Below are 19,392 nucleotides of genomic sequence, written 5' to 3' on the forward strand. Positions count from 1 at the left end.
AAGGGCCGACGGCCGTAGGGTCGCCTTCGGTGCACCACCGGCTTTACTGGAAGTAGAGCGTTGCGGGATAAACCAATTCATGTAGCGACCCTCTCGCGAAAGCAAAACACCGTTCATTCGCCAATCAAACCGCGGTCTCGTCGTTCAACCCAGTGACCGCTTCTTTGCCCCGGCCCGAAACCAATCCGCTGCACTGAATGCGATACCTCAAATCAGCGTCGTCGACGCCGGCTCAGGAGGCCCAGGCCCCCCATCGCGGCCAGCGCCAGACTTCCCGGCTCGGGAACCACGCTCAGCACGACATCGTTGCCGCTACCGGGTGTGAAGTTGTTCGTCGTCGAATCCACGTTGTAAACCAGCGTGTAAACGAAGCCGCTCGTCAGGTCGGTGAAATCAAACCCGCCGGGCATCGAAGTGCTGGGTGTGGCGCTGGAAAGAGTTGTGCCGGTCGGTACGCCATACGCTGGGCTGGCCTCGACGATCAGGTTCGCGAACTGACCGCTCACCGTGCCGGCGGTCAAGGCGGCGTTGTCAATGATGTAGAACTTCTCGCTACCGTCACCAGACAGCAGCGTGCCGAGCTTGACCGACAGGCTTGCCCCGGCGATCGACACGGTTGACGTGCCGGCATTCGGCAGAGCGACTTGGTCGTAGCCGCTGCCGGCCGTAATGCCGACGATGTCGACGCCCATAACCGCTGTCGCGTCGTTGGCCATCGACAAGCTCTTGACGGTGATCGTGCCGGTGGTTGAGCCGCCGGGCGTGCCCGGGCGGATCGAACCGCCGGCGCTAATTGTCACCACCTCGCTAATCGTGCCGTTGCCGGCGAGAGTGCCGTTGGTGATCGCGTGGGTTGCGCTGGAGATCAGTCCGGTGATCGCCAGAGTGCCGGCGCTGATGGTGGTCGGGCCGCTGTAGGTGTTGGTTGCCGACAGCGTCATCACGCCATCGCCGGCCTTCGTCAAGCCGCCGGAGCCCTGCACGACCGCCGAAACCGCAAGTGACGCGCCCGTACCAAGCGTGAAAGTGCGGGCGGCCGAGCCCAGTTCGACCTTGCCGGGGATGACGCCAGTCTGATCGGGGTCGGGCGTGATGTCGATCGTAGTAAGGTCTGCGTCTGGAAGTAGAGCAACCCCGGTGGTGATGCTCGCCTGAGTGCCCGCGATGACGTTCACATTGCCCGTCAGCGACAGCAGCCCCGGAATCGTCTTGTCGCCGTTGAGGGTCAGGTTAGGCGTTGTGCCGGAGAACTGAAGGATAGCAAAGTTCGACCCGACATTGATGGAACCCGCCGAAGCGAATCCTTCGGCCCCATGCACCATGTTAAGTCCGCCACTGATGTCGTGGGCCACTTCGACGGTCGGGCCTGCGACAGTTAGGCCATAGTTTTGGGTGTTAAAGACGTGATTGGCACCCCCTGCCCAGACCGGGTCGGACACCGTCAATCCACCGCCCCGGCCAGAGTTAAACGTCCCGCCGGAATTGCTGAAATGGAAGATCGTTTCGTTCTTGCCGTTGAGGCTGAACGTGCCGGCGGTCATGGTGATGAAAACGTTGTTGCCGAGCTGGTTGTCGGCCATGAGCCGGAGCGTGCCACCGTTGATCGCTACGTCGGGAACGTTCTTGTCGTTGGCACCGTCACCGGCGATCGCGTCGACCCCGGCGGTCTTGTTGAGTTCCAGCGTGCCGAGGGCGACAGTGGTTACCCCGGTGTACGTGTTGGCCGTGGTGCCCGAAAGGGTCAGGATGCCCACCCCGGTTTTGGTCAGGGTGTTGGTTCCGCCGTTGTTGGCGATGATGCCGCCGTAGCCCAGCGTGCCGGCGGCCACGTCAATCGTGCCTCCGGTGCTTCCGGTGGTGCCCAAGGCGATTCCACGGTTGGAATCCAGGGTAAACCCGGCGCTGGCGGAGAGGGTGCCGCCATTGATCACCAGGCTGGCCGGGGTCGCTGATCCGGGCGCGGTGCCAAGGTTGGTATCTGCCGATACGCTGAGGGTGCCGCCCGTGATGGTGGTTGCTCCAGAGTAGTTGTTGGTGATGGACGACAGGGTGAGGGAGCCTAAGCCCTGCTTGGTGAGGCCAATACCGGTACCGGTGATGGTGCCTTGGATCTCGCCACTGACGCCGGTGCCTTGGTCGAAGACGCGGGAACCCGTGCCAGCCAGGGTCATGCCGGTGTTGACGGTACCGAGGTTTTTGATCGTGCCGTCGGTGTAGGTGATGCCGGTCAAGCTGGTGATGTTTTTTCCTGACATGTCGAGGACTGCATTGGCTCCGCTGACCGAGAGGGTGGCGGTTTCCGTCCCGGCACCAACAGTGCGAATGATGTTACCTGTCACGGTGACCGTTCCGCCGGTGATACTGAGGGCGGAGGTCGATGCAGCACCGGTTCCCGCGTTGGCCATGTTGATGGCGGTGCCGGAACCGGTTCCGATGCCGACGTTGCCGCCGGTGATGCTGAGGTTCGCCGTGGCGGTGCCAGCGCTGGCGCTCACGCCCATGGTGATGCCTCCAATCGTCACGGTCGGCACGCCGACGGCCACGCTGTCACCCAAGTTTACGGTGGCTGTGACGCCGCCTGCGGTGCCGCTTCGATTGGCCATGTTCAGGGTGGTGACATCCAGCACACCCTGATCAAAGGTCAGCGTCGAAGTGGCTCCCCCGCCGACGGTACGTGTTGCCATGACCAGCGTGCTGACGTTGAGGTTGGCCGTGTGGCCAGCCAAGTTCACGATCGAAGTTGGACTGGCCGCGGTATTACCGGTGGTGTTGACCATGTTTAGGATGGTGCGTGTGCCGGTACCACCGAAGCCGTTAAGGGTGAGCGTGCCCGTGGCATCCGCCGGGTCGAAGATCATCGAGCCACCTGAACGGATGCCACTTCCGGCCGAACCGATGTTGACGGAGGTGGCGTTGATGGTGTTTACCCCATTGCCCAAGGTCAGAACGTGAGTGGACTGTCCCCCGCTGCTGTCGCCGATCCGGAAGTTTCCGACGGTGATGGTGTTGTCTGTGGCGAGCTTCAAAGTCGAAGGCGCAGGATTATTGGAACCCGTATTATTGTCACCGAGGCGGAAGGTGCCCCCCGACCCATAGTTAACCGTGAGGGAGGCGAGTCCGGAGAGGTCAACCGCGGTGCTGCCCGCAAGCGTCCCACCGCTGGCACCACCGACGATAAAGGTGTTGGTGCCGCCAGTGCCCACCACCAAATTACCGCCGCCTGAAGTCACGAGCGAGGCGACCGCATTAGCGGCATTGACTCCGACGGTCACATTGCCGCTGATAGTTAGCGTTTTACCCGAGCCGATGGTGATGGTGTTGTTGTTTGCCGAGTTGGTCAGGACGTTGAGGCTTCCGAAGCTGGCGTTGGCAGCGGACAGATCCAAGGTGCCGGTGTTGGTGTTTGTTCCACCGAATCCGAAGTTGAGAGCACCCGCGAGCGTGTGGTCAACGGAGAGCGCCAGCGTGCCTTGGTCGATGGTGGTGGTACCGGCGTAGTTGTTGCCGGCCGAATTGAGGGTCAAAGTGTTGGTGCCGAGTTTGGTGAGCCCGAGTGTTGCGCCGAGGCTGTCGACGCCAGTCGTGAAGCCGGTCCACTGGGTGAGGCTGGCAGTGGTGGTGTCGATGCCGAGGGCACCGGAGGTCTTGACGGCATTGGTCGAGAGCAGGAGGGTATCCACTTCTCCGGTGGTCCAGCCGCCGGCACCGATCCGCGCGCCGAGCGTGCCGCCGTTGAACGTCACGAGGTTGTTCAATCCTGGCAGTGCCGCCGCCTTGGTGGTGATCAGCGCGCCGGCGTCGACCCTGGTGGTGCCGGTGTAGGTGTTCGTGCCGGACAAGGTCCAGATGCTGTTGCCCTGCTTGAAGAGGTTCTGAGTGGTTCGCGTGCCATTTTTGATGTCTCCGGCGACGGAGTTTCCTGAACTGCTTCCACTCAAGATCAAACCGTTCGTGCCGGTGTTGGTTACACCTTCGTAACCTCCCGTGATGATGAGATTGGCCGTGGTGGGGTTCAGCGTCGCGTTGCCGCCGGAGCCTGATGCATTGGTGATGTTGCCAAGCTGGATGGCGGCGGTTCCGCTCGTCACATTCGTCCCCGCCGTGAAGTTGTGGGTTGCGTTTGAGACCGCCGCATTGCCAAGGACATGGGTGAGGCCTGCGCCTGCGGTGGCCCGATCCGAAACGATGGTTCCGCCAGCGATGCTGATCGCCGGGCCGGAGAACGCGGTATCGGTCCCGAGTTGCAGGGTGTTCGCGCCGATTGACACCAGGGCGGAGGTTCCCAGTGCGCCGGTATTGGCGAGGCGAAGCGTGCCTGCGCTGATGGTGGTGGTGCCGCTATAGGTGTTGGCACCGGAAAGGGTCAGGATGCCGGTTCCGGCCTTGGTCAGCGCACCCGTGCTCGAACTGCCGAAGCCTGTGGCTAGGGTGACGTTGTTGGCGACGGTGTCAAAGGTCGACGTCACGCCGTTGGTCATCACCAAGCGGCCGGAGATGTCCTCAGTGTTCGTGCCGTTCCATTGCAGGGTGCTGCTGCCGGTGAAGGTGATGTTGCCGGTCGTGCCAAGCGCTCCATTGGCAAAGGACAGCGTGCCCGCGTTGATGTTCGTGCCACCGGTGTGGGTGTTCGTGCCGGTGAGGTTGAGGGTGTTGGCTCCCAATTTGACCAGTGCTCGGGTGGGGCTGCCGGCCACGGAGGTGGCGTAGGTGAAAGTCGCTGACGTGGTGTCGATACCCACGTTGGTGGTGGCATCGACGGTGACATTGCTGAGATTCCCCACCATGTTGCCGGCGAAGGCGTTGTCAACGTCGGTGGAAGTGAAGAACGCACCCGAGGCGGCGACTCCGAGACCGAGGGTAGTGTTTGCAGAAAAGGCGTGAGTTCCCGAAACCGCCTTGGCGTTGGTATTGAGGAAAGTCAGCACTCCTCCGGTGACTGAAGATCCGCCGGTGTAGCCGTTGGTGCCGGAAAGGGCCAGTATGCCGGTTCCGTCCTTCGCGAGACTGTTAGCGGTGGTGCCGTTGGAGATGACGCCTCCGAGAGTCAGAGTGGCTCCACCATTGACCGTCACCGTGCGCGATGTGCCGGCGGTCGTGCCAAGGCTCACCGTTCCTAAGCCGAGATCCAGGTTATTCAAGTTGGTGCTGGAAGCCGTGCCGAAGGCGAAGTCGCCGTTGATCGTGGTGTTCGGAGAGCCGGCGGTGAGGCCGCTGTTTGCAGCCAGAGCGAGGGCCGCACCGCTGGTGTTGTTGAGCGTGCCGCCGTTGATGGTGAAGGTCGGCGCGCCTGCGGTGCCGCTGACGTTTCTATTGGCGAGCGATGTGGTCGTGGTGAGGTTGAGCGTGCCGCTATTGAGCGTGTAGGAGACGGAGCCGCCAGCGCGAGAATTGGTTGCCGTCGTTGTTCCCAAGGTGGCGACGGTTCCGCTGCCACTGACCGTCAGGCTGTTGGCGCCGTTGGAATTGAGTTCAAAAGTGCCCAGCGTGATCGCATTTCCGCCTTGAAGCGTCAGGGCATTGCCGAAACCTCCGCCTGCAAATTTGACGATCGTGACAGGAGCGGTCGTGGCATTGACCGTGAACGGAGTCAAAGCGACCCCGCTACCAGCCGTCAGCGTGCCAAGCGCCAAGGTGTAACCATTTCCACCCGTGACGTTGATCTGGTTCGTGGTGGAGGTGGCAAAGGTGATATTGCCCAGCGTCAGGGTTCTCCCCGTGCCCGCGCCGGTCGCCTGGTTCACCTCAAAATTGTAGGTGACTCCGGCCGCAGGCGTGGCAATCGGCGCTGTGAAGGTCGTGTTGACGTCATTCCTGAGCTGGAGGGTCGCACCGCTGGCCAGGGTCGTGGTGGAGGTGCCCATCGAGGTGGCGTTGCCCAGTTGCAGCGTGCCTGTGCCAGCAACGCTGGTGGCTCCGCTGATCGTGTTCGCGTTGGACAGGATCAGCGTGCCGTCGTTCACGGCGGTCGCCCCGGTGTAGGTATTTGTGCCGGAGAGGGTGACCGCGCCTGCGCCGGTTTTCGTGAAGCCCGCCCCGCCGTTGACCAGCAGGTTGGCGGAAATGATCGCATTGCCCGTGGTGTTGCTCGCGGCATAGGAGGTGCCGGTGAGGCTGCCGTTGAGGATGGTGTCGCCGCTGACCGCCGGGGCGGTGACGGAAACCGCGCCGACCGTGCGGCTGAGGGTGCCCAAGTCCAGCTTGCCGCCGCCCAGCGTCAGAGCCGAACCGGTGCCCAGCGTGCCGCTGCCGCTCAGCGTGATCGTGCCGGCATTGATGGTCGTGGCACCGGTGTAGGTGTTGACGGTGCTGATGGTCACATTGCCGGTGCCGTTCTTAGTCAGGGTGCCAGTGGCAATGCCGAAGCCGCCGTTGAGGGTATAATTGATCGCTGAATTGTTAAACGTCGTCCCGGTCGGGCTGACATTGGCGGCCGAAATGTTTACCACGTTCTGTGTCACCGCCACCGGGCCTCCACCGATGTTGTAGGTGTCGTTGAACTCCACATTGTCGGCGGCCCAGAAGTCCGTGGCGGTAAGCCCGGTCTGCAGCGCCCAGTTCGGCGTGCCGCTGGTGGGGCTGTTGGTGACGTCCGTGATCCAATTTGCGCCGTTGACCCCGGTCCAGACCGGTTTGTCGTCCGCACCGATGGCCAGGGTGATGGCGGTGCCCGAATTGCCGAAGGTCTTGGTCTGGCGGGGCGAGACACCGGTTACGGTACCAAGGACGAACTGGCCAAAGCCGCCCATGCCAGTGATGCTTCCGCCACTGTAGCTGATGAGGTCATAGGTGCCTGCGGCCCAACCTGCGGCGCTGGGATTAATTGTAACTTGGCCGGCCGTGCCATTGCCCACCAGGCTGGTAGTGACGATCGGGGCGGAGGTAGAGTTGCTGAAGGTATTGACCGTGGCCACGCCGTCGAAAGTCAGGGTGCCGATGGTGAGTGCCGCGCCGGCCACGCCATTGTTGTTGGAAATGATCCCGCCGGTGCCCGCTCCGACGTTGACGGTATTGACCGTGCCGCTGCCGGTGAGCGTGCCCTGGGTGAGGGTCACGACGGGCGAGACCGCCACGCTGCTGGTTTGCAGGAGCTTGGCCCCGCTTCCGTTGACGGTGATGCCGCTGCTGGAGTTGATATCACCGGTGCCGGAAAGCGTCAGGGTGCCAGCGGAGACGAGGGTCGCACCGGTGTAGCTGTTGTCGCCGGAAAGGGTGAAGCTATCCGCGCCGGTTTTGGTCAGGGCGAGATTTCCTTTCAGGATGCCGGCGAAGGTGGATGGGGAGGCAGCCGCCGTGTTGACGTTGAGGGTGGAGAGGGTGACGGACGAGTTGTTCACCGAGTTGTTGGCGGGGGTCGCGCCGGCATTGATGAAGAGGCCGGCAATCTCCTGGTTCCTGCCGTTGAGATCGAATTCGCTAAGTGTAGTAGTATTCCCCAAGCTCATTTTGGTCGCCGTCGGCAGGCGATCGTTTCCTCCATCCAGTTGCAGTTTGCCGATCAAAACATTGGTGTTGCCCAGATAGGTGTTGGCGCCGGAGAGGACAACAATACCGGTGAGATCATCGGTGCGAATGTCAAGACCCGTATTGACGACACCGCTATCGATGACGCCGCTCACCTTGAGGGTGGCACCGGCAGTAGCACCAAGCCGGGTTAATGCCGATCCAATGGTCACATTGCCGGCCCACTCGTTGACGCCACTGAAGCTGGTCAACGCTCCCGTAAAGTTGCCAAGACCATTGATGGTCAGCGCTTCGCCGGTGACCGTAATGCCGCCGGAGAGTTCGAGCCGCGCGCTGGATGTGTTATTGACCAGGGTCCCGCCCGCCGTGGTTCCCAAGGCACCGCTATTGCTGATCCTCAAGGCTGCGGCATTGACGGTGGTGAGCCCGCCGTAGGTGTTGTTACCACTCAGGATCATGGTGCCCGCACCGGACTTGGTGAGACTGCCGACGGTTTCGTTACCGGCCCTGGTGACCTGACCCAATACGGCGGATGCAGTGAGCGTGCCGCTGGTGACATCGAAGATGGTGGCGGGACTGCTTAGGCCACTGGTGGCGTTGAGGGTGATAGGGATGCCGGCACCGGCGGTCGAGGAAATGAGCGAAGTGCCGGTGGATGTGACCGTGCCGTTGAGGTTCCATGAACCGAAGCCTTGTCCGCTGGTGGTGCCAGCCGGGCTACCTGTGGTGGCGGTCAAAGTGCCACCCGTCAAAGTGATGTTGCCCAGTGCACTGTTGGTGGCGGCTCCGCCGTTGGTCATGGTGCCACCGGCGATAGCCAAGGCAGGCAGGCTGGTGGCGGCGGCGGCAAAACTCGTGCTGAAGATGTTACCGACATCGGCCCGCAAAGTGCCGCCAGTGTTAACTGTGATGGTCCTGGTGTTACTGACACTGCCCAAGGCCGAGTTGGTACCGTTACCAGCGATGCCCGCCACGAGGGTGCCGCCGGTGTTGATGTTGAGGGCACCGGAGAAGGTGTTGAGACCGGTAAGGGTGAGCGTGTTGGTGCTGAGGCTTCCGAGGGTGAAGGCGCCTGCTCCAGCGATGACCCCCTCATAGGTGCCTGCGGCGGTCTGATTGACGGTGAAATTCCGGCTGGTCTGGGTGTTGATCGTAGCCGTGTTGGTGCCGCTGAGGGGTGTGGAGATCGTGCCGCTCAGTGTGCCAACCGTAAGACTGACGCCGGTAGGGAGGTTAAGGACGGCGGCTGTGCCGGCGGCCGTCGTGTTGTTGTTGTTGACGGTGAGCGTGCCGGTGCTTGCGCCGAGCGTGCCACTAGTGGTGGTGCCATCGTTGGTGACCGTAAGCGTTCCTTGGTTCAGGATCGTTCCGCCGGTGTAGGTGTTGCTGGTGAACGCGGTAACACCAGAAAGGGTGAAAGTGCCGGTGCCGTCCTTGACAAGCTTGATGTTAGTTCCACCAGTGCCGATTAATCCTGTGTAGGTCGAAGCAGAACTGCCGTTGATCGTGAGAGTGGACAGGGTGCCGCTGCCGTTGAGGACCCTGTTGGTCCGCGAAACGCCGCCCGGGGTTCCGGTCGAGGTGCCGATCAGACCGGCAAGGGTCTGATCTTTGCCGTTCATGTTCAGCGTGATGGTCCGACCAGTTCCGCTGCCGGCACCGCCGTCCATTGTGAGCACCGTGGTGGTCGGCAGGGCATTGGCAACGCCGAGCACCAGCGCGACAGAGGCATTGGTATTAGAGCTGTCCAGCAGGGTCGCGCCCGAATAGGTGCTCGCCCCGTTGAGATTGAAGGTTGCGGTGGGGTTCGTGCCGCCCGTGTTCACTAGAGTCAAACCGCCAGTTCCGCTCATCGCGCCAAGAGTCAATGAGGTAGTGCCGGCGGCTGAAACTGCAAGTGTAGCCGTGGTGGCACCGGTCAGGGCGATCGGAGAAAGGATGCTGTGGCCGCTGGTGTTGGCGACGATGGTCCGAGTGGGGCCGGCGAGGGTGATGGTGCCCTGGCTGGAGCCGCCGACAGTGAGAGCCGTCGTTTGCCCGGCTCCGAATGTGATGCTGGTGGCCGTGACTCCGCCGGCCGCAACACTTACGGCAGCGTTGTTATAGTTCAGCCCGGCTGCGCCGCCGAAGTTGACGAGGTCGGCGGCGAGGGTGGTAGTGACAGCGGAATGTGTAGCCCCGCCGCCGACCACGCTGGTCCAGAAGGCATTCGTGCCCCAAGTGCCGGTGGTGCTGCCGAATCCTGCGGTATTACCGTCTGAGTCCCAGTAGTAGGTTGCGGCTTGAGCGGGCTTGGAGCCGAGAGGCCCGGCGATCAGGAGTGCAGCGGCAATCGCGCCGGCCCGCCAGACCGAAGAGTTCTGTCGGACGTTGCGCGGTCCACGATCCTGTGTAGCCTGCGGCACACGATGGCCGGCAGCAAAACGTTTCCCCATGGACCCCTGCTTCTTGTTTACGCGCAGATTCGCCGTTTCCATTGATTCTTCCCGTGCCGTTAAAAGTTTCTCACTACCAGCCTAGGAAACAGTGTAGATTGAAGAAACATCATTTTGGAGACAAACTTCCTTCATTTTGGGACACCTTCGCAATGTCACGACATCGGCGTGTAGCCATGCAGTTGGAGCTGGAATGGCCGTTTAAGAGGCACGCCGGCATTTTTGCCGGTACCCAGAAGTACGCTGGGGAACATAGCTGGCAGTCGATCGTGGACGAAAACCCCGACGCCACGCTGCAGAAGTATTCGGGGAACCCCGCTTCCTACGACGGCATTATCGCGCGGGCAACGGGGAAACTGGCCCGCCGGGCGGCACGTGCGAACATACCCGTGGTGAACGTCTGGCTGAGCTCCCCCGCTGCTGCATCCCTGCCCGGCGTGTTCCCGGACTATTCGGCGCAAGGTCGCCTGCGAGCCGAGCATCTCCTGACTCGGGGCTTTAGCCACTTTGCCGCGTTGACGGCTGATGAGAATCGTGGAGAGTCTCTGGAGCTGGAGGCGTTCACCAACACCGTCCGTGAGGCGGGATACAGGTGCGCTTCCGCGAAAGTGTCGCTCGATGCCTTTTCTGGGATCCACTGGCGTAGAACCGAGCGGACGATCGCCACGTGGATGAGCGGCTGGAAACGGCCAATCGGCATTTACATTGGTACCGAGTTGCTCGGAAGGGTCGTCGCACAGGCGTGTCATAATCGTGGCTGGCGTGTTCCGGAAGACGTGGCGATCATCGCCGGTCGGAACGAGGAGATGCTTTGCGAATCGCTGCATCCGACGCTCAGCAGCATGGAAGTCGGGTATGACCACATCGGCTACGAAGCGGCGCGGCTGCTGGACCGGCTGATGAACGGCGAACCGCCGCCGCGTGGCCCCATATTGATTCCACCCGAGGGTGTGGTGGTTCGCGAGTCGACGGATTTCTTTGCCGTCGACGACCCTTTGATTGCGGCAGCATTGAGATTCATCGCCGCCAACAGTCACCTGGAAATTGGCCAGGATGACGTGGCACGGGCCGTGGACACCGGGTCGCGGACACTGCAACGCCGCTTCCAGAAGCATCTGAAGCGTCCCATCGCCGCGGAGATTCGTCGCGTACGCATCGAGCGCGCCAAACGCGAACTCGCCCAAGGCTCACTTCCCTTGAAGGAGATTGCCCGCAAAGTGGGTTTTGGCGAAACAATGCAGATGTACACGGTCTTCCGACGAGATTTGGGCGTGACGCCAAGTCAGTATCGAAAGGATCGAGAAAATCGGCAGACATGATCGAAGTTGGCGGGAACTTCGCGGAGGTATCGGCGGTCATGGTACGTCAATCCAACACAAAGGTTGTGAAGTGCGACGAGCCAGGGGAACGGGTTTTGGGCTTTCCCCCCTCAAGCCGCTGCAAGAAGAGTTTCACTCCTGCGGCGGATGAACTTCACCTCGACTGTCTCGCGATACACGTTGAAAGCCGCATACCGCCAATGCTTCGGCCCGATCGTGTACTTCATGCACACGCCGCGACGCTTGCCGGCGGCGATGTAGCCGGGGTCGACGCACTGAATCAGGCCCGCCCGCACCAAGATCGCTTTCATTGCCGCGATTTTGTTCCGGTCGCAGCCGCCCCGGCGGATGACGCCTTCGGCTTTGAGTTCTCGAAACATGCCTGCGAAAGCCTCATAGCCGCACGTGAATTGCTGGATCGGCCGGTCGGCGATGCCGAAGGAGTTTCGCTGCACAACGTACAGCGCGACGGCCAAGTCCTCGTCGGAGATAGATGCCTGATAGCGTTTTTTGCGGTCGATGCAGTGGGAACTAACTGCCTCGATGAGTTGTTCGCGGTAGTATTCGTAGCCTCCTTCCTGGGCTAAGTCCCAGCGGAAGGTCTCTGCTCGCCGCTTCAACACGTCGGCTGCGCGTCGCCGACGATCAGCCAAGCCCTTGCTGTCGTCGTCGCCGTAGATGCCCGCGTAGCTGCGCAGCAGTTCGTCGACGTCCTCCGGTAGTCGCCGGTGGACTACCGTGAAGTCCCAGCCGCAGGCGGCCATTCGCTCGTAAGCGTCGGCAGTATCAAGTTTTCGGAATCCGCCCAGGGGTTGCCCGGCCGCCGACTTGGTTTTTAATACGCATACGTCTTGCAAAGTACCGGGTGTGGTCCGGGGCCTTCTTTTCTTTGTCGCGGTATTCGGTGATCCGGTCGCCGTGGATGGCGGATTGACAAAAGGATTCTGCTGAATGGCCGACGCATCGTCGATCAGACGATGAAGGGCGGAGGGGAAGAAGACGGACGCTTCGGTCAGGCGATCGAGATCGGCCAGGCCGTTTGGCAGGCCGGGGGCTGCGGCCAGTTTTCCCCTGCGCTGAATGCACCCGGTGTCAACTTCGGTGAACGTGCCCCGGATTTCCAAGGTCGACTCGAATTGGTGCTCCTTCGCCAGTACCCCCAGGGCGGCTTCGGCTTGTTCGGCAAGCCAGTTGAAGGCTCGCCGATTAATTTTCTTCACGCGGAACAGGACATACAAATGCCAGCCCCGGCGGCTCGGTTCGAGATATGCCGTCGGGAAGTATCTGGCTTGAATCCACGAAGCCAGTTTAAACGCGTCGTCCTGACCGGCGTGGGCGTCGACATCGATCATGATAAACGCAAATCCCGAGGCCCGGTGTGAAGTGTAGTGAAGGCGCTCGGAACCGGTGAGGTGACGCTGAACGAACGTTCTTGTCAGCCGCTGAGGATAGACTCCGGGCAGCTTCTGGAAGAACGACTCGAGCCGGCCGTTGTCCGTCACGAAACTCGGCGGTTGACCGGGCTTGTTGTAGCCCCAGTCGTATCGGTCAACGGAACTGAAGAGGTATTCGGCCAAACCGTTAGTGAGCCGATCGTACTTGGGTCGAACGCGGGGAGACCGTGGTCGGGCGGCCGCGCTGGAAGACACCGTGGTGAGTCGGGGTGCCGTAGGCTGTGCTGTCACAGCGGTCGATGAAGTTGGGGGCTGCATGCCCGAATAGACGGGGATCGCTCGCTGCCCTCTTTATTGTCGACCGTCGAACGCCAGCACTTCTCTGGGCAACCTGCAGCAGGCAATGGAACGATCCGGCAAGGAGCCGCATTCGAGACCGATCTGGAAATCTCGAGTTGCGGACTTTCAACTGCGACTCCCGTCTAGCGTGATAACATGAGACACGCAAAGGTAAGACAACGTCGACAGCGACCAAGCGAAAACAGACGGCAGCCGGCTCCATTCGGGCTTCGATTCTGGAGGGAAAAGGACCGAAAAGGCCGGGTCGTCAAGTTTGAACATGACGGTTTCAGGGCGAAAATTTTCTTCGGCAGATTGTTCCCCAAGGCCGGTTTTTGCGGCCTGCGAGGCGTGATAGTGGATTTTCTTAAGGGGGCGCAATGGGCTAATAGCGCCCCTCCTTCGGTTTCTTGTCTTTGCGAGCCGCTACTTTGGCATGCCAATTCAGACGGACAGATACCAGCGCGGGAAACGGTGTGCCGGCAGTGGGGTTGGGGACTCGTGGACGACTTGGTTTGGCGTCGGCCAGGGTATCCGGGATCATGGCCGAATCGGCTCAAGAATGATTGGGAAGGCGTGTACCACTTCGCGAAAACCTCGAAGCTCGCGGCGTTCAATCCGACGAGTGCCGGTAGGCCGAGCGATCGCTGCATCAACAAAACCGGCGCCAAACGCTCCAATCACACCGGCAACAACTTCGGTGGCCATGACGAACGGAAGCAAGGCGTTGCGTTGCCGTCGAACGTGATTGTGACCCAGGTCAGCGGAGAAAGTATCCACGAAGCGGCATTCCCGAAGGATTTGGCAGACTTCTTCGTCAAAGTCTACAGCAATGACGGGGACGCCGTATTCGACCCATTCTGTGGTTCGGGAACGACCCTCGTGTCTTGCCAGGACAACGGCCGACTTGGCTATGGAGTCGAGATATCCCCAAAGTACGCCGACGTCACACTGTCTCGGCTTGAGGAATGCTTTGGTCTGCAGGCTGAGAGGTTGTGAGGTTTGGCTTCTTCATCCATCCACGGAAATGTGACAGTGGATGATTGCCGAACTCTCCGCACTGCACGACGCCTCCGGAAAGCTCTCCAATCCACCAGTTGCCGTTTTTGGTTCGAACGAACCACATTGGCAACTTCGGCACACATCACGAAGCGATGTTCGACGTTGCTGCTCCATGCCACAACAAACAAACTGAAATGAGGCGAGAACTCATGGCATCGAGATCTCGACCAAGGACGATTAGGCCTCCTGATTCAGCTTTTCTCCGCCCATCCAAAATAAGAAATGGAAGTCCGAAACGCTATTGGCTTTGACGCCGGTATCGACCTTTGTGGTCTCAATAAAAAGTCGCTGGGTGGTGGTGGTCAAGCCGCCGATTCGGCTGTTCATGTAGTGCAATAATAGCGCTACCAGCTAAGGCTTCAGGCGCATCCAGAGTCTGGCACGGATTTTGATTTGGCGAACGGGTGTCGGAGCAAGTTGAATCGACCCCTACGGCGGTCGAATCCAATCTGTCAACGAAGCCCTCACCCGGCTTAGCCAGTTTGACCCGTCGATCGAGACGCCACACAACACCTCTTCTTCCGCCGTTTGCACCAGCCGGTCGAAAGTAGAGATCAGCTCGTCACGAGTTGGACTTCGCAACCAAGCTCACGTTCTCCACAAAGGTGGATTCAGGCACGTGGTTGACGAGCGGGAACCACCGGCAAGCCCTCGCGGTAGAATGAAAGGTTGCTTTAACAAGCGGTTCAACGAGTTCTGTTGTTAAAGAAAATGCCCGCTTTCCTTTAACATGGGCGTGAAATCCGGGTAGAGTGAAAGTCTGCTATAATACCGCGTTCGGCTTGGGACGATTCCGAATATGCTCAATGATTTGGATGTAAAACACTTGCCCATGGGAGTTTACGTGACGCAGCCTGCCGGCTACCGCGCGTTTATCCCAGCCGAGTTACCTCCGAAGCCGCCTCTGCAGTTGGAAGGCGATCTGCTCATGCTCCACTCGGCCGCCGACCGGGCTATCGGCCGACTTGACGCTGCAACCCAGCTCCTGCCCAACCCCGAGCTGTTCGTTGCCATGTACGTTCGTCGGGAAGCTGTTTATTCGTCCCAAATTGAAGGTACACAGGCCTCGCTCACTGATCTCCTTGAATACGAAGCCGACGCTGCCGCGAAGGGCACATCCGGCGACGTGAAGGACGTTGTCAACTACGTCGCCGCACTCGACTATGGCTTGGAGCGTCTTAAGACGCTCCCCTTGTCCCTGAGACTGGTCAAGGAGATCCACGCGGTCTTGCTCGCCGGGACCGGCGCACACTTGGAGCCTGGCGAGTTCCGCCGCAGCCAGAACTGGATCGGCCCCGGTGGGTGCACGCTTGCCACCGCCAGTTTCGTCCCGCCGCCGCCGCACGAAGTGATGCGGCTGATGGGTAACCTCGAACTCTTTCTGCACGACGATTCCGCGATCCCGCCGCTGCTGCGCTGCGCCATCGCCCACGTCCAGTTTGAGACCATCCACCCATTCCTCGACGGCAACGGCCGCGTAGGACGCCTGCTTATCACCTTTTGGCTTTGCTGGAAGACTATCCTCGCTCGCTGCTGTACCTGTCCGGCTTCTTCAAGCGCAACCGGAGCGAGTATTACGAGCGCCTCCAAGGTGTCCGTGACAAAGGCGACTGGCAAGGGTGGCTGCGGTTCTTCCTTGATGGCGTCCGTACCGTCTCGGCCGAGGCCAGTGACACAGCCCGGAAGATCCAGGAGATGCGCGAGCAACACCGCGCCTTGCTAGCTGACCAGACCGGCGGGCTCGCCGTACTCGACCGCTTGTTCGCCCGGCCAATGATTACCGTCAACCAAGTTCGGGACACGATCGGCATGACTTATCCCGTAGCCGCCGAACTTGTGAGGCTAATGGAAGCTAACGATCTGCTGACAGAAACAACCGGCCGTACGCGCAACCGAGTGTTCGCCTATCGCCCCTACCTCACGCTTCTCGGCGAAAGCTCTTCCGCAAAGCCGATGGATTACTGAGCGCTGGATAAGTTTAGCGCGAGTTCCGCGCCTTCGAAGCACGAGCGGAGCAACGCCTGATTGCCGCCTACGTCGTCCAAGTGTCGCTTGGCCTCGGCGTGAAGTTTCTCCAACTCCCCAATCGTGTGGTTCGCCATCCGGTGGTACTTCGTCAGGCTCCATACGCCTTCCACCGCATTGAGCTGCGGCGCGTAGGTCGGCAGATAGTGCAATCTTAAACGCGGGTACTCCGCCGCCAGTTCCTTCACGATTGGCGACTTGTGTGCCGAGAGGTTGTCCCAGACCACATCGATCGTTTTGTCAGGATACTCGACAAGCACGCGGTGCAGGAACGCCGCCGCCTGCTCGCCGCGGACGTAGCTGTCGGGATGGAAGTCGCACACGAGATCGATCTTCGCCGTGGCGGCGTGCAAGACCACGGCCCCCAGCACGCTGACTTTCTGCTGCCGCCGATTGCGGTAGGCGACGACCGGCGTCTGAGCGATCGGGGACCTCGTCGGCCATCAGAATCACTCCGCCGGACTCGATACTTTTTTTAGAAGTTCCGGCCAGAACTCCGCCCGCCAGGCGGCCACCTTCACCGGGTCGTGCTCGCGTGCCCGACGTTGGGGCTTCTGATGGGAAAAGCCCATGTCTTTCAGCATGACGCCGATGTGGTCGTGGTGGTACTTCACCTGGAACTCACGCTCGATCAGGTCGGCGATCAGCTGTTGGGTCCAGAGATACTTGTCGAATCCGCACTCCCTGGGCGTCTTGAGCAGCAACCCGGCAAGAGTCTTACGCTGGGCCTCATTCAGCCGCGACGGGCGTCCGGGTGGTTTGCGCGACACCAGTGCGTCACGGCCGCCCTTGCGGTATGCCCGCCGCCAGGCTCGGACGGTCTGGTCGTCGACCCCAAGGTCTTTGGCGATTTCGGCCGGCTCGCGATCCTGCTCGAACATGTTGGCCGCGATGCTCCGGACCCGATCCCACTCCTGGCGTGTTCCTTTCTTTCGCATGGCGCGGATTTACCATCGATCCGCAGAGGGCGCAAGGGGTTACGCGCTATGAAAATCTAGCGGTCAGTAGCCGGCTGAGTAGTTAGGATTCCGCAATCCGTAGTTGCCTTGATTCAGGGGCCTCTCCAAACGCGCCCGCCAGCCAAGACTACCCTGCAATCGCACGACGCAAACCCACTGCAATAAGCTCGGCCCGGGTGATTCCCATTTTCTTGGCGAAGCGGTCCGCCTCGGACAGCAGGCCCCGCTCCACCGTGACGTTGATCCGCTCGGCACCCTTCCCGATCTTCGGCCGGCCAGCCTTGCGGCGTATCCGTGCGTGCAGGGCGCGCTGCGAAGCAGTCAACGCTTCGCCTTCGCCGGGTCGTACCTTTTCACAGTCCCGGAACAACTGCTCTTTCTGGGGGTTGGTCATCGCGTCAATATCGACGACGTCGCCGACGGCGGGTTTCAAGTTTCTGACCGTCTTGGGGTTTGCCTGCTTACTCATTTGCTTCTCCTTTGACGGCGTTTCTCTGCCTCGTTGAGCGGCCGGGCATGGATTGGGTAGATGCACTCGGCCGGGCTGATGATGTAGATCGTTCGAATCCACCACCCACCGATGCCTCTGCCCACCACCTCATACTTCCCATCGCCGACAAACCGCGCCCGCCCTCGCCGAATCAACCCCTCGATCTCCGCGACCGAAACGCCATGCCTCGTTGCATGTTCTCGGTTCCATTCATCCCACCGGAAATCACGCGACATCCTATATATCATACACATCGAATCACGCGCATTCCAGTTAGCTTGATTCTTTCGCGCTCGTCAGCCCGACTGGCTTTGACTGCCGGACGTCCGGTTAGGGAGCACGGGCAATCCATCGCTGGTCGCGGGAGACTGGGATCATGCGTCAATCTCCACACGCACGTTGAGCAGCAACTTCCAATCCGAATTCCGCTCGTTAACACAAGCCAATTCTGGAACCAGAGGCTTGGCCGACGGATCAAGCGGTTTGAAGGACTTGGCTTTATCGGCAAAGGGCCGAAGGGCACTGGCCTGCCTAAAATGTCCAAACCGTTCCAGAAGGTAGCCGAGTCGCCGGACTGCCGTGTTCTCGTAAGCGCCGGCCGCTTTGGCTAGGATCCGAGTGTCTGCCTTCTTCCCAAGGTCGTGAACAGCTTGCGCGGCCCCGTTGATTCCCGCTGCTTCGTGGAAGTAGCGACAGATGTCGAGCAAGGCCAATTCCACGCCTGCGACCTTGGCATACCCAGTATCTGTCTTAAGTTGGTCCAGCCACTCGGAGCGATTCGTCATCGCAAAGGCTTCCTTCGACTGGTACAAGAACGCAACTCTTTGCCGCCCCAATTCGATGTCCGGGAATTGGCGGGGTGCGATCACCTGAAAGATCATTGCCGCCTAGTGTGTTGATCCGTGAACGGCGGCCGCTCGAAGCAGTGAGATTCGGTAGTCGACTTTCAGGTACGACATCAGCGGATCGATCCATCGTGCAGGATCGGGTGCGCCCAGCGCCCGGTCTTCGGGCCGGAGGATCAAGAAAAAGCCCCGGCGTGGGGAAACGACGCTTCCCTTTTTCTTCAGACGGGCAATCGCTGCCTGGAACGCCTCTGGAGTTTGTTGGGTTTCAGCCAGACTGTTCGATTTGGTGAAGTACCCTCGTCCCCGGGCAAGCTGCGATTCAACGGATTCCTGAAGGCTGACCATTGCCCAATCATAAGAGAAAATCGACGAATTTCAGCTGTTTTTCAATATGACTGGGGAGTCGGAATCGCGATGCCCATAGGGCACGTCACCAACAATCCTGATGGAGAAGTGCCAGCCACATGAGGAGGTCGCGCAGCGGTGCCGGGTATAGGACATTCGCGTCGTAGATGACCTTGAGGGTAGTCACGGCTAGTAACCCATGTTTAGTTCCTGCGCCTGTATGGCCAACTGTTCGAGAACTTTTGCGCGTTCGGCGTCGATGCGGTTCTTGTATTCCATGAGGTCTTGAAATCGAACTCGACGATGTGTTCCGATTCGGCGGTACGGAAGCAACTTCTCCCGCATCTGCTTGACGAGGAAGGGTCTTGAGACGCGGAGGATGGACGCCGCCTGCTGAGTAGTAAGCTCGGTATGGACTGGTATGAGCGTCACCGCGTTCCCCTCGGACATCTCGGTGAGAATTCGCATGAGCAGCCCGACGACCGAGCTTGGAAGTTCGATCGACTCTGAGTCATCACCTTTCGCGGGCACTTGGACCGTCAGGCGATCCTGATTGACGAAGCGACTCAACCGGCGAATAGACTCTCTGGCCACCTTGGCATCCTGTTCGGATGGGGAAACCATTTCGCCGAGATGGATGCTCATCGCGTGCTCCTGTTGTGCATGTCGTACCCACCCATCCTATTGTCTTCGGAGAATCGAAACAAACGAAACA

Annotated in this window: 12 protein-coding genes and 1 pseudogene; 4 read left to right on the forward strand and 9 right to left on the reverse strand. The window is 60.4% G+C overall.

Going from position 1 to position 19,392, the window contains the following annotated elements:
* Window positions 1-212: 212 nt before the first annotated feature.
* A complete protein-coding gene (locus IPV69_RS04630) occupies window positions 213-9,896 on the reverse strand; it encodes an autotransporter-associated beta strand repeat-containing protein (protein WP_206293748.1) in 9,684 nt (3,227 codons plus the stop codon).
* A gap of 176 nt (window positions 9,897-10,072) precedes the next feature.
* On the opposite strand from IPV69_RS04630, the gene IPV69_RS04635 reads away from it, so the two are divergent.
* Window positions 10,073-11,215 carry a substrate-binding domain-containing protein gene (locus tag IPV69_RS04635; RefSeq protein ID WP_206293749.1) on the forward strand — a complete coding sequence of 381 codons (1,143 nt, stop codon included), beginning with the start codon at window positions 10,073-10,075 and terminating at the stop codon, window positions 11,213-11,215.
* 110 nt (window positions 11,216-11,325) lie between these two features.
* Here IPV69_RS04635 and IPV69_RS04640 read toward each other — a convergent pair whose 3' ends face one another.
* The gene (locus IPV69_RS04640; protein WP_206293750.1) at window positions 11,326-12,792 is read right to left on the reverse strand and encodes a hypothetical protein; all 1,467 of its coding nucleotides are present in this window, start codon (window positions 12,790-12,792) and stop codon (window positions 11,326-11,328) included.
* Window positions 12,793-13,104: 312 nt separating this feature from the next.
* On the opposite strand from IPV69_RS04640, the gene IPV69_RS27095 reads away from it, so the two are divergent.
* Window positions 13,105-13,947, forward strand: a complete 843-nt coding sequence (locus tag IPV69_RS27095; RefSeq protein ID WP_241179965.1) for a site-specific DNA-methyltransferase — start codon at window positions 13,105-13,107, stop codon at window positions 13,945-13,947.
* A gap of 240 nt (window positions 13,948-14,187) precedes the next feature.
* Here the strand turns inward: IPV69_RS27095 and IPV69_RS04650 are convergent, their stop codons facing one another.
* The gene (locus tag IPV69_RS04650) at window positions 14,188-14,337 is read right to left on the reverse strand and encodes a hypothetical protein (RefSeq protein ID WP_206293752.1); all 150 of its coding nucleotides are present in this window, start codon (window positions 14,335-14,337) and stop codon (window positions 14,188-14,190) included.
* A gap of 601 nt (window positions 14,338-14,938) precedes the next feature.
* On the opposite strand from IPV69_RS04650, the pseudogene IPV69_RS27825 reads away from it, so the two are divergent.
* Both IPV69_RS27825 and IPV69_RS27105 read left to right on the forward strand, forming a co-directional pair.
* Window positions 14,939-15,457, forward strand: a pseudogene (locus tag IPV69_RS27825) (Fic family protein); the annotation flags it as partial.
* A gap of 53 nt (window positions 15,458-15,510) precedes the next feature.
* Window positions 15,511-15,975 carry a Fic family protein gene (locus IPV69_RS27105; protein WP_241179967.1) on the forward strand — a complete coding sequence of 155 codons (465 nt, stop codon included), beginning with the start codon at window positions 15,511-15,513 and terminating at the stop codon, window positions 15,973-15,975.
* On the opposite strand, the gene IPV69_RS04665 is transcribed toward IPV69_RS27105, so the two are convergent.
* The 6 genes from IPV69_RS04665 to IPV69_RS04690 all read right to left on the reverse strand — a co-directional run bounded on the left by IPV69_RS04665 (window position 15,969) and on the right by IPV69_RS04690 (window position 19,322).
* Window positions 15,969-16,460: a transposase gene (locus tag IPV69_RS04665; RefSeq protein WP_206295637.1), complete on the reverse strand. Its 492-nt coding sequence runs from the start codon at window positions 16,458-16,460 to the stop codon at window positions 15,969-15,971. The two genes, IPV69_RS27105 and IPV69_RS04665, sit on opposite strands and share 7 nt — an antisense overlap.
* Window positions 16,461-16,484: 24 nt before the next feature.
* Window positions 16,485-16,973, reverse strand: a complete 489-nt coding sequence (locus IPV69_RS04670; protein WP_206291034.1) for a winged helix-turn-helix domain-containing protein — start codon at window positions 16,971-16,973, stop codon at window positions 16,485-16,487.
* 148 nt (window positions 16,974-17,121) lie between these two features.
* Window positions 17,122-17,463, reverse strand: a complete 342-nt coding sequence (locus tag IPV69_RS04675; RefSeq protein WP_206293755.1) for a type II toxin-antitoxin system HicB family antitoxin — start codon at window positions 17,461-17,463, stop codon at window positions 17,122-17,124.
* Window positions 17,464-17,858: 395 nt separating this feature from the next.
* Window positions 17,859-18,365 (reverse strand): type IV toxin-antitoxin system AbiEi family antitoxin domain-containing protein, encoded by a 507-nt coding sequence (locus IPV69_RS04680; protein ID WP_206293756.1) that lies wholly within the window; start codon window positions 18,363-18,365, stop codon window positions 17,859-17,861.
* Window positions 18,366-18,371: 6 nt separating this feature from the next.
* A complete protein-coding gene (locus tag IPV69_RS04685) occupies window positions 18,372-18,677 on the reverse strand; it encodes a hypothetical protein (protein ID WP_206293757.1) in 306 nt (101 codons plus the stop codon).
* Between the two features lie 189 nt (window positions 18,678-18,866).
* Window positions 18,867-19,322, reverse strand: a complete 456-nt coding sequence (locus IPV69_RS04690; protein WP_206293758.1) for a helix-turn-helix domain-containing protein — start codon at window positions 19,320-19,322, stop codon at window positions 18,867-18,869.
* Window positions 19,323-19,392 lie beyond the last annotated feature (70 nt).

The organism is Humisphaera borealis, assembly GCF_015169395.1.
In the GTDB taxonomy this organism is placed as follows: domain Bacteria; phylum Planctomycetota; class Phycisphaerae; order Tepidisphaerales; family Tepidisphaeraceae; genus Humisphaera; species Humisphaera borealis.